The sequence below is a fragment of the Streptosporangiales bacterium genome (assembly GCA_009379955.1).
In the GTDB taxonomy this organism is placed as follows: Bacteria; Actinomycetota; Actinomycetes; order Streptosporangiales; family WHST01; genus WHST01.
Genome location: WHST01000013.1, coordinates 46,611 through 61,418 on the forward strand (window position 1 = coordinate 46,611; position 14,808 = coordinate 61,418).

A 14,808-nucleotide genomic window follows, 5' to 3' on the forward strand; every position below is an offset into this window, starting at 1 on the left:
GCTCTACTACGAGATCAGGGGGCGGGGCCGCCCGTCCTGCTGATCATGGGAGCGACGGGAGACGGCGGCCATTTCGACGCGCTCGCCGACCAGTTGGCCGATGAGTTCATGGTCGTCAGCTATGACCGGCGCGGCAACGGGCGTAGTTCCGTTCCCGACAATTGGCAGACGACATCGCCAGAGGAGCAGGCCGACGACGCGGCGGCCCTGTTGAACGCGCTCGGGACCGGTCCTGCGGCGGTCCTCGGTACGAGCGGTGGCGGGAACTTCGCGCTCTGTCTCATGATCCGTCACCCCGGATCGGTGCGCGGCGCAATCCTGCACGAGCCGGGGTTGTTTGCCTTGGTCGACAACATCGACGCGGTTCCAGCCCCGGTGAGGGCGTTGGTCCAGAAAGCGATGGAAGTCGGCGGGCCGCCCGCTGCGGTGGAGCAGTTCTGGTGCCACGTGGCCGGGGACGACGGCTGGGACCGGCTCGCACCTGCCCTTCGTGAGCGCCTGCGCGACACCGCCAGCACGTTGTTCGGGATCGAGCTGGGGACCTACGAGCTGTACATGCCCGACGGTGAGACGTTGGCCGCCATCGCCGTGCCGGTGCGCCTGATCGTCAGCGAGGACGGTCTTCCCGTCTTCGCGGAGATCGCCGGCCGTCTCGGCAAGCGTCTTGGCGTGGATGTCGCCACCGTCCCGGGCACGCACGCGACCTATCACGACCACCCTCACGAGCTCGCGGAGGCCATCCGCCCATTTCTCCGTGAGGTCAGTGGGCTGAGAGTCTAAGAGCGACTGGGGGCACGTTCGGACGAGCAGGATCACATGGTACGTGCTGAGCTTGTCATCTGGCCGGGATCTCAGATGCTCCGACATGGGTATCGAGCCATGCCTTGACCGGCGTCGCCGCGCGCCAGATCGAGCGGACCCTGTCGAGAACGTCGGGGGTGTGCATCCAGTCGGCCCTGTCGTTCTCCGCGATGACGGCGGCGCCCTTCCAGCGGAGGAGCTCCGCGCGGGGATGGTCGGCCGGGTATCCGCGTGGCACGTCTTTCGACGGTGACTCGATTCCGGGCGAGAGCGGGAGTGGCACCGCGGCAAGCGCCCTACGCAGTCGCGGAGACCTCGATGTAGTAGCCGATGCCGCCGACAGCTCGCGATTCGCTGGTCGCGCCGATCCACAGTTTGTAGGGAGACTTGTCCTTCGAGAACCGCACGTCACGATGTGGGCGGAACATCCTCAGCGGGCCGAACTCGTCCTCGAGTACGTCGAGCAGGGCTCGCATGGGGTCGCGGACGTTCTGTTCCCATTCGGTCTTGTTCGCGTCCCAGAACGCCTTCGAATTGTCCTTCTCCAGTTCCTCGAAGAACGAGAACAGTTCGGGTGGGAACCCTCGGCACCCGCTCATCTTCGGTTCCCTGCTGTAGTCCGGTTGTAGTCCAGAGCGACGTCGAGCCAGAAGGACAGGCGCGCCTCGGTGTCGATGGACTGCGCGGACACCGATATCCAGCCGGGCCCCATCGACCGGCCGGCTCCCATCTCGGCTTGTGTGGCGCCGGGATGTGCGGTCAGCTCGTCGTGCCGTTTGGCTGGAATGCGGACCAGTAGATCGCCCGTTTTCAACGCGCTGACGACCATCTTTTCGTTGACCATGAACGACCGTCCGCCGAACATCGCCACCTCGCGGGTCGATGGTTCGTCCGCGAGCAGGGTACGCAGGCGTTCGATCAGCTCGGATTGCGGTGTCGTCACCGTCATCACATCCTTACGCCTCTGTCGGCGGTCCGAACGAGAGGCGGTCGAACACCAGGACGCTCTCGACGATCTTGCCGTCGCGGACGGTGAAACACTCACCGGCGGGCGCGGTCGTGGTCGTGGCGGTCTGCGGGTAGTAGAACAGGGCGACGCGCTCTCGGTCCGCGAAGTCGGCGATATCCGCCACTCTCGTGAGCATGGGAGCGAAGCCTGCGATGTATTCGCGGTAGGCATCCTTGCCGGTAAGGTCCTCACCCGGGGCACGACAGGTGACGTCAACCGCAACCAGAGCCATGGCCCCGTCGATGTCACCGCTCGTCCATGCCCGGTGGTATTCCTGAACGATCGCGCGCGTGGAGGTCTGTGTCATGGCGTACTCCTTTGACTTGGGGCTCAGGCTCACCCGTCGACCGGGTGCCAGGGGTCCGGGCCGGGGTCTCCACCGGAGGCGGCGATCCGCAACCGGGGCACGAAGTGCTCCCAACCGTCCTTGTGGCCGGCCAGTGCGGTGTCGGGCAGGTTCGAGTGGATCAGTTCGACGCGCGTGCCGTGCTCGATCGCGGTCAGCCGGAACTCGACGGTCGAGGCTCCAGCCGGGAGGTCCGAGGTTCCCACGATGCCCCACGAAACGACCACGCGGGTGGGCGGTTCGACGTGCAGGTACTCGCCCCTGATCGCATACCCCGCGATATCGACGGCGAACCCTCCCCCTGGACGCGGGTCGAGGCTGGCGTGCTGGCCCATCCACGCGGTCATGCCGACGTCGGTGGTCAGATACTCGAACACCACCTCCGGCGGCGCATCGACCTCGATCGAGGTCTCGTACTCAGCCATGATCGTCTTTCTCGCGTGCTTCGATCGCGGTCTTGAGGGCCGAAAGCTTCGTCGGCCAGAAGTCGTCCAGATATGACCGCACCGCCGCCAGCCCGTCCGTGTTCACCACGAACAGATGCCGAGTGCCGTCCTTGGTGCGGCTCGCCAACTCCGCCGAGTGAAGGACGCCGAGGTGGTGAGAGGTCGTCTGCTGCGACAGGCCGACTTCTTCGGCGATCTGGCCTACGGTGCGCGGCCCGGTCCGCACCACGGCCAGGATCGCCCGACGGTTCGAGTCGGCCAGCGCCCGCAGCGCCAGGTCGAGATCGACAGCAGGTTCTGCGTTCACGACCGTCCTCTCGCTCAGTCTCAACGACAAGATCAGCCTAACACAAGTCAAGGTTTGTACTTACAGCGATGAGTGTAAGGCCTCGGCGGCGGCGGGCCGGAGAACAGTGGCCCTTGACCACCCCGGGGGCCCTGACCATGCTCTGATCACCGCAGCCTTGGAGCGGGGTGCCCTGATTCCCTTACGTGGCAAGGGGAATTCGCGCACAAGCCAGCATCGCAGACGAGCCAGGCAGCGAGGCAGCGGCCAACAAGAGGCAGCCCGTCAGCCCTTCTTAGAAGGCTTCTTGGCCGCCGCCTTCTTCGAGGTCTTCTTAGCCGCAGTCTTCTTGGCAGCCTTCTTCGCCGTCTTCTTCGCAGCCTTCTTCCGCGGCGCCGGCCCCTTGGCCCTCTTCTCCACGAGCAGGTCGTACGCCCGCTCCGCGGTGAGGGACTCGGGATCATCCCCCCGCGGGACGGTCACGTTGGTCTCGCCGTCGGTGATGTACGGACCGAACCGGCCGTCCTTGACCACCACGGGCTTGCCCGTGACGGGGTCGTTGCCGAACTCGCGCAGCGGCGGCGCCGCGGCGTTGCGGCCGCGCCGCTTCGGCTGGGCGAAGATCGCGAGGGCCTCGTCGAGGGTGACCGTGAAGAGCTTCTCCTCGCTGTCGAGTGAGCGCGAGTCGGTGCCCTTGCGCAGGTACGGGCCGTACCTGCCGTTGAGGGCCGTGATCTCGTCGCCCTCGGGCGTGGAGCCGACGACGCGGGGCAGCGAGAGCAGCCGCAGCGCGTCGTCGAGGGTCACGGTGTCGGGCGTCATCGAGCTCAGCAACGAGCCGGTGCGCGGCTTCTCCTTCGCGCCTTCGGGCAGCACCTCGGTGACGTACGGTCCGTACCGGCCGCTCTTGAGGACGATCTCGCGGCCGGTCTCAGGGTCGGTGCCCAGCTCGCGGCCGCCGTTGCCGGCGCTGATGAGCTCCTCGGCCTTCGCGGCGTCGAGCTCGTCGGGTGGCATCTCGTCGGGGATGTTGGAGCGCTGGCCATCGCGGTCGAGGTAGGCGCCGTAACGTCCGACGCGGACGACGATGTCGGTGCCCTCGACGGGGAACGAGCTGATCTCGCGCGCGTCGATGTCGCCGAGATCGGACACCATTTCCTTGAGGCCCTCGACGGTACCGGCGTCGTCGGCCTCGGCGTCACCGAAGTAGAACTTGGTGAGCCAGTCGACCATGCCGGCCTCGCCGCGCGAGATGTCGTCGAGCACGTCCTCCATCCGTGCGGTGAACGCGTAGTCGACGAGGTTGGCGAAGTGCTCCTCGAGCAGCCGCACCACCGCGAACGCGAGCCAGGTGGGCACAAGCGCGGTGCCCTTCTTGAAGACGTAGTCGCGCGCGAGGATCGTCGCGATGATCGAGGCGTACGTCGACGGCCGGCCGATCTCGCGTTCCTCGAGCTCGCGCACGAGGCTCGCCTCGGTGTAGCGCGCCGGCGGCTTGGTCTGGTGGCCCTCGGCGGCGAGCCCGACGGCCGTGAGCGGGTCGTTCTCCGCGACGTCGGGCAGCCGGCGCTCGCTGGAGTCGAGCTCGGCGTTCGGGTCGTCGGAGCCCTCGACGTACGCGCGCAGGAACCCGTGGAACGAGATGACCTTGCCGGACGCGGAGAACGTGCACCGCTCCCCCGCGCTGCTCGCGCCCTCGGCGCGCACGGACACCGACTGGCCGGTGGCGTCCTTCATCTGCGAGGCGACCGTGCGCTTCCACACCAGCTCGTAGAGGCGGAACTCGTCGCCGTGCAGACCGGTCTGCGCGGGCGTACGGAAGCTGTCGCCCGCGGGCCTGATCGCCTCGTGCGCCTCCTGCGCGTTCTTGACCTTGGACTGGTACCGGCGCGGCTGGTCGGGCACGTACTCCGAGCCGTACAGCTCGGCGGCCTGTGTGCGCGCCGCCGCGATCGCCTGCTCGGCGAGCGTGACGGAGTCGGTACGCATATAGGTGATGTAGCCGTTCTCGTACAGCCGCTGCGCCACCTGCATGGTGCGCGCCGGGCTGAAGCCGAGCTTGCGCGCCGCCTCCTGCTGCATGGTCGTGGTGCGGAACGGCGCGTACGGCGAGCGCCGGTACGGCTTGCGCTCGACCGACGCCACGTGGAAGCGGGCACCGGTCAGCCGCTCCGCGAGTGCACCCGCGGTCTGCTCGTCCAGATGGCGTACGCCGGCGGACTTGAGCTGCCCGCGGCTGTCGAAGTCGCGTCCCTGCGCGATGCGCTCACCGTCGACCGACGTGAGCGTCGCCTGGAAGGCGTGCAGATCCTCGTCCCTGCCGGTGTCGAACGTCGCCTGCAGATCCCAGTACGACGCGTCACGGAACGCGATGCGGTCGCGTTCGCGCTCGACGACCAGGCGGACGGCGACCGACTGCACGCGTCCGGCGGACAGTCGCGGCATGACCTTGCGCCACAGGACGGGCGAGACCTCGTAGCCGAACAGCCGGTCGAGGATGCGCCTGGTCTCCTGGGCGTCGACGAGTCCCTGGTGGATGTCGCGCGGGTTGTCGATGGCCTCGCGGATGGCGTCCCTGGTGATCTCGTGGAAGACCATCCGGCGCACCGGCACCTTGGGGTTGAGCACCTCGGACAGGTGCCACGCGATGGCCTCGCCCTCGCGGTCCTCGTCCGTCGCGAGGTAGAGCTCGTCGGCCGAGGCGAGCGCCTTCTTCAGGCGGGTGACCTGCTGCTTCTTCTGGCTGCTGACGACGTAGAGCGGCTCGAACGAGTCGTCGACGTTGACGCCGAGACGCGCCCACGCCTCCTTCTTGTACTTCGCCGGGATCTCGGCGGCCGTGTCGGGCAGGTCGCGGATGTGACCCACACTCGACTCGACGACGTAGCCCTTGCCGAGGTATCCCGCGATCGTCCGTGCTTTGGCTGGCGACTCCACGATGACCAGACGCCGGCCGGCGCCATTGGTCTGGCGCGAACTTGCCACTCTTTCTCCTGTTCTGTCTGCCGTCCCCCTCCGGCCACACGAGACGGTACCTCGGGCGCGTCGGTACTCGACGCACCGGGGCCCGGATTCCTGGCAACGTTTCGCGGACGGGGGTGTGTTCCATGATGACCCGGCGACAGGCGCGGAGCCCGCGAAATGGTCCGGATGGCGAGACGTGGTCGTCCCGCTACACGAGCGGAAGCCAGGGGGTGCCCGTCCAGCGTACTGCCTGGGCCGCGGCAGGTCCCGCCCGCTCCCGTTACTGTGGACGGCGGACGTGATCAGAGCCACGCGCCCCGGACGAGATGCGCGCCGTACCCGGACGGCCAAGACGACGCGCGGGGAGGATCGATGGCGCAGGCCGTCCAGATCGTCGGCGCACTGCTCGTGCTCTCCGGGTTCGTCCTGGCACAGCTCGACGTGCTCGACCAGCGCTCGTACACCTATCTCGTGCCCAACCTCGCCGGCTCGGCCGCGATGACCGTGACCGGCACGCTCTCCGGGGACTGGGGCTTCGTCTTCCTCGAGGGCGTCTGGGCGATCGTCTCGGTCGTCGGCATCGTGCAGCGACTGCGCGGAGTCGATCCGAGACGTACGGAGGACGGCTCGTGACTGTGCACCCCGCCGCCCTCCGCCGCTCCGCTCCTCACTCACTGACGGCGACCGCCGGACCTGTGGGTTGCGTTCTCGCTGCGATGCTCACTCTGGAGGACGGCTCGTGATTATTGCGCTCGAGTTCGTCGGCGCGCTCGGCATCCTCGTGCCCTTCGCGCTGTTCCAGCTGGGCAGGACGTCGCAGCACTCGCGGCTCTACCTCTGGCTGAACCTGTTCGGGTCGAGCCTGCTCACCATCGTGGCAGTACTCCACCACCAGTGGGGCTTCGTGATCCTGCAGGGCGTCTGGACCATCGTGACGACCTGGAGCATCCTCAGGCAGCTCAGGCGCCCCCGTCCGGGGTCGGAGGAGCGGTAGCCGGCTTCGGCGTGCGTCCCGCCTGCAGCGCGCGGTGCCGCTCGCCGATCTTGCCCTCGGCGACGAGCGTGCCGAGGACGTCCATGATCGCGCGGCAGCCGAGCTGCGCGGTCACGTCGCTGACGTCGTACGGCGGAGCGATCTCGACGACCTCCATGCCGCAGATCCCCTCCTTGGCGATCATCCGCAGTGCCTTGAGGGCCTCCCGCGGCAACAGCCCACCTGGCTCGGGCGAGCCGGTACCCGGCGCTATGCCGCCGTCGACCGAGTCGATGTCGAACGACAGGAACACCGCGTCTGCGTCCTCCCACGCGACCTCGAGCGCGATCTCGACGGCCTTCTCGATGCCGAGCTCCTCGATGTCGCCGATGGTCATGACGGTCGTGTCCTTCTCGCGGGCGGACGCGATGCCCGGGCGCGACCCGTACCAGCCGCCGATGCCCATCTGCACGAGGTTGCCCGGAGGGACGTTCGGGATGTTCGTCGCGTGGAACCAGTGGGTGGTGTGCATCCGCTCGTCCATGTCGGACTCCTGGATGTCGATGTGGCGGTCGAAGTGGATGATGCCGACCTTGCCGTCGACGTGCTTGGCTAGCGCCCTGACGTCGGCATAGCCGATCGAGTGGTCGCCGCCGACGATCACGGGGAACACGTTCTCCGACGCCACGTGCGAGACGGCGCGGTCGATCTGGTCGAACGTCTTCTCGATGTTCGAGGGGATGACGAACACGTCACCGGCGTCGCACAGCGACAGCTCCTCCACAGGTCGACGGCGAGGTCGAGGCTGTAGGAGTCGTAGAGCGCCGATATTCGGCGGACGGCCTGCGGTCCGAACCGGCAGCCGGACCGGTAGGTCGTGCCCATGTCGAACGGCGCACCGAGGAACGCGACGTCGTACCTGCCGATGTCGTGGACGTCCTCGCAGTACGGCGCCTTGAGGAACGTGTTGATGCCCGCGAACGCCGGCTGGGCGCCGCGGGAGAACGTGGAGATCCGGCGGTCCTGCACCGAGGGCGCGGCCTCGAGACCGTAGTCCAGCCCACGCTCGACCTCTTCGCGCTGCTTGCGGTCGCTGATGTCCGCCAGCCTGCGCAGGCCGCGCATTCCCTGGAGCTGACTGCGGTCGAAACCGCTCCTGGTGCGATGGTCAGCCATCTCTCCTCCGTTTCACGGCGTCCCCGCGGACGCCTCGTCCGTGATCGCGACACCCGGCTCGACGCCGCCGCCGTGCGCCAGGTCGGGCCGCCGAGCCGCGAAGTAGACCGCGCCGACCACGCCGAACACGGCCATGCCGACGAGCACGGCCCAGTTCTGGTACCACGGCGCGTCGGGAGTCCTCGGCCACGCGATGTTCACGAGCTCGAAGGTCAGCCAGACGGCGGCGGCGACGTTCACCACGAAGGCCACGGTGTTGCCCGCCCGGCTCCGCGCCGTTCCCTGCCAGGTCCCCCGGAGCCGCCGGACGAGCAGCGCGACGACCGGACTCAGGAACCCCACGTAGTACGCGCCGGTGGCGAACGCGACGAGCACCGACAGTGCGTTGGCGTAGACGAAGGCGAGGGACGCGAGCGCCGCGACGAGCAGCACCGCGTAGACCGGGGACTGGTTGACGCGCGAGACGCGGCGCCACACCTTCGACAGCGGGATCATGCCGTCCCTGGAGTACGAGTACACGACGCGCACGCCGGTCGCCTGGACGGCGATCCCGCACGCGACGAACGCCACGACCACGACGGCGAGGAACGGCTTCTCCGCCCACGACCCGAGACCCGCGACGACCGCCACGGACACCGGGTCGGCGACCGCGCCGGACAGCACGGCACCGATGTCGGGCGAGGCGAGGATCAGCGCCACGGCGGCCAGGAGGTCGACGAGGCCGACCGTCACCAGCGAGATGAGGATCGCTCGCGGCACCTCGCGGGTCGGGTTGCGCGTCTCCTCCGCGACGCTGCCGCACGAGTCGAAGCCGAGGATCACCCAGCCGGCGATGCCCACCGCGGCGATGAACGCGGGGAGGAACGGCGCGTTGCCGGGCGTCGCCTGCGTGTCGACGAGGACGCCGAACGGCTGCTCGCGGAAGAACGAGATCAGCGCGATCCCGATGCCGACGCTCGCCACCAGCTCGCAGGCGATGCCGATGTTCACGACCCACCGCAGCAGGTTGAGGCCGATCACGTTCACCGTCGTGAAGAGCGCCATCACGATCAGCGCGAGGACCACGCCGACCCAGGGCGCGTCGTCCTGCCAGCCGATCAGGTGTCCGAGGAAGAAGCCGCCGCTGTACGCCACGGTCGAGAGGGTCAGGATGAGCGCCCACAGGTAGATCCACCCGGACCACCAGCCGTACGCGGGACCGGCGAGGCGGCGCGACCACTGGTAGATGCCGCCGGCGATCGGCCAGCGCCTGGCCAGCTCCATGTACACCAGGCCGACGAGGATCTGGCCGACGACCACGACGGGGATCGCCCACACCCAGGCCGGGCCGGCCGTCTGCGCGCCGAGCGCGACCACGGTGTACAGGCCGACGATCGGCGAGATGAACGCGAACCCGAGCGCCCAGCTTGTCCAGAAACGCAGGATCCTGGGCAGCTCCTGTCGATAACCCAGCTCCTCCAGGAGCCTCTCGTCGTCGGGGGCGGCGGTCGCCTCGGCGGTCGCGCGTTCACGTGAGCGGTCCATGGCTGCACCCGGCCTTCGTCATGGCCCCCGCTGTGTCCTGTCACTTCGGGCCTGTCACCTGCTGCAGACAACTGGGACCAGTTGTCTGGTGGCTCTGTCTACGGGAGCCGGAATCCGGCGTCAATACCTGGAATGGCCAGCTGACGTGGCGCCCGCGACGTGACATCGCGGCCTGTCCGATGGAGACTTGTCCGGTTGTCCTAACCGAGCCGGGAGGTGCCGGTGTGCGAACGACCAGGCAGGAGCGACCGGGGCCGGCGACCGAGAACACCCTTGTCCGGTCGAGCTTCGTCCCCTTGTACTACCAGCTGCAGGAGATCCTCAAGGAGCAGATCGAATCCGGCGTCTGGGGTCCCGGCGACGCGCTCCCGTCCGAGCCGACGCTCGCCACCCGCTACCAGGTCAGCCGCGTCGTCGTCCGGCAGGCACTGGCGATCCTCGAGGACGACCACCAGATCGTCCGGATCAGGGGTCGCGGCACGTTCGTCACCGAGCCGAAGATCGACATGCCCGCCGGCGGCCTGTCGCGGCTGCTGACCGAGGCGCGCGACCCGGAGCTGTGCATCCTCGTGCTCGACAAGAGCCACCCGGTGGTCGAGCAGAGCATCCGCACCCACCTCGACGCGCGCGACGACGACGACATCCTGCGGGTGACCACGCTGCTCTCCCTGCGCGACAAGCCGTTGGCCATCACCTACTCGTTCTTCCGGCGCGACGACGTCGACTGGCTCGACCGGCGTACGCAGGCGGGCCGGGCGCTCGCGTCCGACCTGACGCTCGCGGAGCACGATCTCGAGCTGTCGACCTCCCACGTCTCGATCGAGACGAGCCACTGCGGCCAGTTCGAGGCCGACCGCTTCGGCATCGCAGTGCGGTCCGGCGTCTTCCTCGTGCACTCGACGGAGTACGTCCCCACGCCGGGCGGCAGCCGACCGCTGGAGTTCGCCCGCGCCGAGTACCGCGGCGACATGGTGCAGTTCCGGCTGTGCAGCAACACCGAGGCGTGCTGGTTCAGCACCGGCCTGACCGTCCGCTGACCGGGCGGGAAGCCCCGTGGGGCCGTGCGCCGCAAGGCCCCGAGAAGCGCACGGCCCCACCTCCGACCGCGGAGACACCTCACGCGGCGGCGACCGAGAGGCCACCTGATGGCGGCTCCTCGGTTGCGGCAGCTTACGGCTCCGGCGTCATGCTCACAGAGGAAACATCGATACACACGCTGCGTGACCGGTGACCCTCAGTCGTCGGGCCCGGGGACCTCCGTGCCGCAGTCCGCGCACCGGGTCGGCGGCTCGTCGTCGGCGAGCCGGCCGCAGGCCGGACAGACCCGGTTGGCCCAGCAGGCGGCGTCGCCGCCCTCGTCACCGGGATCGGGCGTCATCACCACGCGACAGCCTCCTGACCTCACCCGGCTGCGGGAACCGGACCCGGTGTCGTCGCCGTCTGGCTCCGCATGAGCCTGCCGGTCGCCAACCGCACGCACGACCACGATAATGCCGTCGGCGCCGGGATCCGGCGCCACCGTCACGACGACGAGGTGGCCATGCGTACCGCGAATGACCCTGGGATCGCGCCGGGCGCGATCGTCTGGGGAGCGCTCGGCCTCATCCTGGGCATCATCTCCGTCGCCGTCCCGTGGTCGGGGACATGGAGCTCCGCCGGCGGCAGCCTCGAGGAAACGACCGTCGGTTTCGTGGACATGGGCGCCGGTGCGGTCCTGTTCGCCGGCGCCATGCTCCTCGCGGCCGCGTCGATCCCGGTGGTCCTCAAGTGCAACGGGACGGCGCGCACCATCGTCGCCCTCGGGGGCATGGGCGCCGCGGCGGTCGCCGCGGTGGGTCTCGGGCTCGCACAGCTGCGGCTCCGCGCGATGCACCTGGAGCTGACCAGGAGTTGGGCACAGCTCGCCGACGACGCCGGTGAGACCCACATCGCGGTGCAGATGGGCCCGGCGATCGCCGGCCTGTGCCTGGCCCTCCTGGTGGTCGCGATCACCCGCGCGGCGTGGCCGGCGCAGCCCGTGCGGTGCTACGGCCTGGCCTCGCTCGCCGCACTGATCATCAGCTTCATGTACCCGTGGGGATACCAGCGCGCGGCGTTCGGCACGGACGTCGTGATCCGCGACGTCTGGTTCATCAGCTTCGGCTTCCTCGGCTTTGCCATCGCGGCGGCGGGCGCGTACGCCGTCGTCGCGGTGATCCTCACCGTCTACTTCGAGCGGCGGGCCTGGTGGCCGGCCGTCGCCGCGGTCTCCGCGCCTCTGATCCTCCTCGTGGTCGCGGTGGGCTTCGTCGACAACGACCAGATCGCGACCACCTTCGAGGGCGCCAGCAAGGTCGACGGCCCGGTGGACAACACCTACATCGCCTGCCTCTACCTGCTGGTCGGCCTCGTGACCGCGATCTGCCTGCTCGTCACCGCCGTGCGCGCGGACCGGCGCCCGACCACCGTCACCGTCCCGGCAATCGACCCGCGATCCGGTCCGCCGCCGATGCCGATGCACCCTCCCTACGCCCCGCCGGCATCCCCGTACGTCCAGCCGGGACCGCCGCCCGGCCCTCAGGCGCCGCCTCCACCGGGCCCACGGCAGCCCTGGTAGCGACCCCGGGGATCCGCTGGAACCGAACGCGGCGGCGGTGCCGTCTGTGGGGGCATGAGTTCGCTGGTCGCCTCCCGCAGCACGGTTGTCACCCACAAGATCATCGGCATCGCCGCACTCGCGACCGCACTCCTGCCGGCTCTCGCCCTCACCTTCCTGCACCTGCGGGTCAGGGCTGCCGCCATGCGCACCGCGGAGCGGTGGAGCGACGTCCAGCGTCAGGCATCGGAGCTGAGCGCATCCGTCGTGTCCACCGGTCAGGCCGCGCCGCTGCTCGCCGTTATCGCGATGCTCGCCGTCATCGTCGCGCTTGCCCTGACCAGGGCGGCACGACTCGACGGCTGAGCGGTACCGGCGTCAGGCGGCCGCCGCCTGCTGCGGCTGCTCCTCGTTGTCGTCCGAGCCCATCGAGACCGGCCTGCGCTTCGAGATGAGCACGGCCGCCACCAGGATCCCCACCGCGACCAACGCGACCACGACGCGCAGCCCGATGTTGTCCGCATACGCGACCACGGACGGAGCGATGAGCAACGCGACGAGGTTCATCACCTTGAGTAGCGGGTTGATCGCGGGCCCCGCGGTGTCCTTGAACGGGTCGCCGACCGTGTCGCCGATCACCGTCGCCTCGTGCGCCGGCGAGCCCTTGCCGCCGTGGAAGCCGTCCTCGACGAGCTTCTTCGCGTTGTCCCAGGCGCCGCCGGAGTTGGCGAGGAAGACCGCCATCAGCGTGCCGCACGCGATCGCGCCGCCGAGATAGGCGCCGAGCGGCGCGTAGCCGAGGCCGAAGCCGACCGCGATCGGGGCGAGTACGGCGAGCAGGCCCGGCGTCGCGAGCTCGCGCAGCGAGTCCTTCGTGCAGATGTCGACGACACGGCTGTAGTCGGGCCGCTCGGAGAAGTCCATGATCCCCGGGTGCTCGCGGAACTGCTTGCGTACCTCGAACACGACCCGACCCGCGGCGCGACTGACCGCCGTGATCGCGAGTCCGGCGAAGAAGAACACGACCGCGGCGCCGATCATCAGGCCGACGAGGATGTTGGGGCTGTCGATGGAGAGCCCGAACGTCTCACCCTCGGGCAGGGCACCCTCGACCGCGGACTTGAACGAGCCGAACAGCGCCGTGGCGGCGAGCACGGCGGTCGCGATCGCGATGCCCTTGGTGATCGCCTTGGTGGTGTTGCCCACGGCGTCGAGGCGGGTCAGCACCTCGGCGCCCTCGCCCTTCACGTCGCCGGACATCTCGGCGATGCCCTGGGCGTTGTCGGAGACCGGGCCGAAGGTGTCGGACGACACGATCACGCCGACCGTCGTCAGCAGACCGGTGCCTGCGAGCGCCACGGCGAAGAGCGCGACCTGGGCGTTGCCCGAGCCGAGCAGGAACGCGCCGTAGACGGCGGCGCCGATGAGCAGCGCGGTGTAGACGGCCGACTCGAGGCCGACCGAGATACCGGCCAGGATCACCGTCGCGGGACCGGTGCGCGAGGTCTCGCCGATCTCCCTGACCGGGCGGCGGTTGGTCTCGGTGAAGTAGCCGGTGAGCACCTGGATGACGCTGGCGAGCAGGAGGCCGATGACGACCGCACCGATCGCGATGAAACGTGGGTTGCCGTCGAAGTCCGCGACCTCGCTGTTGGTGAGCTGGTCGAAGCTGTTCGGCAGGAAGACGAAGGCGGCGATCACCACGAGGATCGCGGAGATGATCGCGGAGACGAAGAAGCCGCGGTTGATCGCGGTCATGCCGCTGCGGTCACGTGCCCGCGGCGAGACGACGAAGATGCCGACGACGGCGGTGATGACACCGATCATGGGGACGATGAGCGGGAAGATGAGGCCCGCGTCGCCGAACGCGATCTTGCCGAGGATCAGGGACGCGACGAGGACGACGGCGTACGACTCGAACAGGTCGGCGGCCATGCCCGCGCAGTCGCCGACGTTGTCGCCCACGTTGTCGGCGATCGTCGCGGCGTTGCGCGGGTCGTCCTCGGGGATGCCCTGCTCGACCTTGCCCACCAGGTCGGCGCCGACGTCGGCGGCCTTGGTGTAGATGCCGCCGCCGACCCGCATGAACATCGCGAGCAGCGCGGCGCCGAAGCCGAAGCCCTCGAGAACGGTGGGGGCGTCGGAGTGGTAGACGAACACGACGATCGCGGCACCGAGCAGGCCCAACCCGACGGTGAACATGCCCGCGACCCCGCCGGTGCGGAACGCGATCCGCATCGCCCTGTGCTCGCCGTCCGCCTCGCGGGCGGCCGCGGCGACGCGGACGTTGCCGCGCACGGCGAGCCACATGCCGGCGAAGCCGGTGAGGGCGGAGAACCCGGCGCCGACGATGAAGAACGCGGAGCGGCCGATGCGGACGGACATCGACTCGGCCGGCAGCAGCGACAGCAGCACGACGAGGATGACCACGAACGGCGCGAGGGTGAGGAACTGGCGCTTGAGGTACGCCGCCGCGCCCTCCTGCACCGCGCCCGCGATGTTCTGCATGCGCTCGGTGCCCTGGCCGGCCGCGAGCACCTCGCGGACCAGCGCACCTGCGACGGCGAGTGCCAGGAGCGCCACCACACCGACGATCACGACGATCGTGATGTTCGCGCCGCTCAGGCTGAAGCTCTCGGCGCTGAGGGTCAGGCCGGACATCCGTCCTCCTTGGTGAGGTGCACGCCCGGAACGTGTTCGAAGACGAA

General features: G+C 69.1%; 13 protein-coding genes and 2 pseudogenes. 6 read left to right on the forward strand and 9 right to left on the reverse strand.

All coding sequences use genetic code 11. The annotated features are described in order from the left end of the window. Nucleotides 1–45 precede the first annotated feature (45 nt). On the forward strand, nt 46–780 hold the full coding sequence (locus GEV10_06095) for an alpha/beta fold hydrolase (GenBank protein MQA78039.1): 735 nt from the start codon (nt 46–48) through the stop codon (nt 778–780). Between the two features lie 55 nt (nt 781–835). Here the strand turns inward: GEV10_06095 and GEV10_06100 are convergent. The 6 genes and pseudogenes from GEV10_06100 to topA all read right to left on the reverse strand — a co-directional run bounded on the left by GEV10_06100 (nt 836) and on the right by topA (nt 5,873). Then, a pseudogene (locus GEV10_06100) lies at nt 836–1,400 on the reverse strand (DUF2461 family protein). Further along, the gene (locus tag GEV10_06105; protein MQA78040.1) at nt 1,397–1,750 is read right to left on the reverse strand and encodes a hypothetical protein; all 354 of its coding nucleotides are present in this window, start codon (nt 1,748–1,750) and stop codon (nt 1,397–1,399) included. Before GEV10_06105 ends, GEV10_06100 begins: the two are co-directional and overlap by 4 nt. A 7-nt stretch (nt 1,751–1,757) precedes the next feature. After that, nucleotides 1,758–2,117, reverse strand: coding sequence for a nuclear transport factor 2 family protein (locus GEV10_06110; protein MQA78041.1), 360 nt, complete (start codon nt 2,115–2,117; stop codon nt 1,758–1,760). 29 nt (nt 2,118–2,146) lie between these two features. Then, complete coding sequence (locus GEV10_06115) at nt 2,147–2,581, reverse strand: SRPBCC domain-containing protein (GenBank protein MQA78042.1); 435 nt, start codon at nt 2,579–2,581, stop codon at nt 2,147–2,149. Then, complete coding sequence (locus tag GEV10_06120; GenBank protein MQA78043.1) at nt 2,574–2,909, reverse strand: metalloregulator ArsR/SmtB family transcription factor; 336 nt, start codon at nt 2,907–2,909, stop codon at nt 2,574–2,576. Before GEV10_06120 ends, GEV10_06115 begins: the two co-directional genes overlap by 8 nt. 264 nt (nt 2,910–3,173) lie before the next feature. Next, the gene (gene topA, locus GEV10_06125; GenBank protein ID MQA78044.1) at nt 3,174–5,873 is read right to left on the reverse strand and encodes a type I DNA topoisomerase; all 2,700 of its coding nucleotides are present in this window, start codon (nt 5,871–5,873) and stop codon (nt 3,174–3,176) included. Between the two features lie 351 nt (nt 5,874–6,224). Here topA and GEV10_06130 point away from each other — a divergent pair, with 351 nt between their 5' ends. Together GEV10_06130 and GEV10_06135 are read left to right on the forward strand one after the other, a co-directional pair. After that, nucleotides 6,225–6,485 (forward strand): hypothetical protein, encoded by a 261-nt coding sequence (locus GEV10_06130; protein ID MQA78045.1) that lies wholly within the window; start codon nt 6,225–6,227, stop codon nt 6,483–6,485. 106 nt (nt 6,486–6,591) lie between these two features. Then, nucleotides 6,592–6,846: a hypothetical protein gene (locus GEV10_06135; protein ID MQA78046.1), complete on the forward strand. Its 255-nt coding sequence runs from the start codon at nt 6,592–6,594 to the stop codon at nt 6,844–6,846. On the opposite strand, the pseudogene GEV10_06140 reads toward GEV10_06135, so the two are convergent. Together GEV10_06140 and GEV10_06145 are read right to left on the reverse strand one after the other, a co-directional pair. Continuing rightward, a pseudogene (locus GEV10_06140) lies at nt 6,812–7,950 on the reverse strand (agmatinase). The gene GEV10_06135 and the pseudogene GEV10_06140 sit on opposite strands and share 35 nt — an antisense overlap. A 63-nt stretch (nt 7,951–8,013) precedes the next feature. Continuing rightward, on the reverse strand, nt 8,014–9,525 hold the full coding sequence (locus GEV10_06145; protein ID MQA78047.1) for an amino acid permease: 1,512 nt from the start codon (nt 9,523–9,525) through the stop codon (nt 8,014–8,016). Between GEV10_06145 and GEV10_06150 the strand changes: the two genes are divergently transcribed. The 3 genes from GEV10_06150 to GEV10_06160 all read left to right on the forward strand — a co-directional run bounded on the left by GEV10_06150 (nt 9,513) and on the right by GEV10_06160 (nt 12,466). After that, nucleotides 9,513–10,562, forward strand: coding sequence for a GntR family transcriptional regulator (locus GEV10_06150; protein ID MQA78048.1), 1,050 nt, complete (start codon nt 9,513–9,515; stop codon nt 10,560–10,562). The genes GEV10_06145 and GEV10_06150 overlap by 13 nt on opposite strands. 503 nt (nt 10,563–11,065) lie before the next feature. Then, the gene (locus GEV10_06155; GenBank protein MQA78049.1) at nt 11,066–12,121 is read left to right on the forward strand and encodes a hypothetical protein; all 1,056 of its coding nucleotides are present in this window, start codon (nt 11,066–11,068) and stop codon (nt 12,119–12,121) included. A gap of 54 nt (nt 12,122–12,175) precedes the next feature. Continuing rightward, a complete protein-coding gene (locus GEV10_06160) occupies nt 12,176–12,466 on the forward strand; it encodes a hypothetical protein (protein MQA78050.1) in 291 nt (96 codons plus the stop codon). Nucleotides 12,467–12,478: 12 nt separating this feature from the next. Here GEV10_06160 and GEV10_06165 read toward each other — a convergent pair whose 3' ends face one another. Further along, nucleotides 12,479–14,761: a sodium-translocating pyrophosphatase gene (locus GEV10_06165; GenBank protein MQA78051.1), complete on the reverse strand. Its 2,283-nt coding sequence runs from the start codon at nt 14,759–14,761 to the stop codon at nt 12,479–12,481. Nucleotides 14,762–14,808 lie beyond the last annotated feature (47 nt).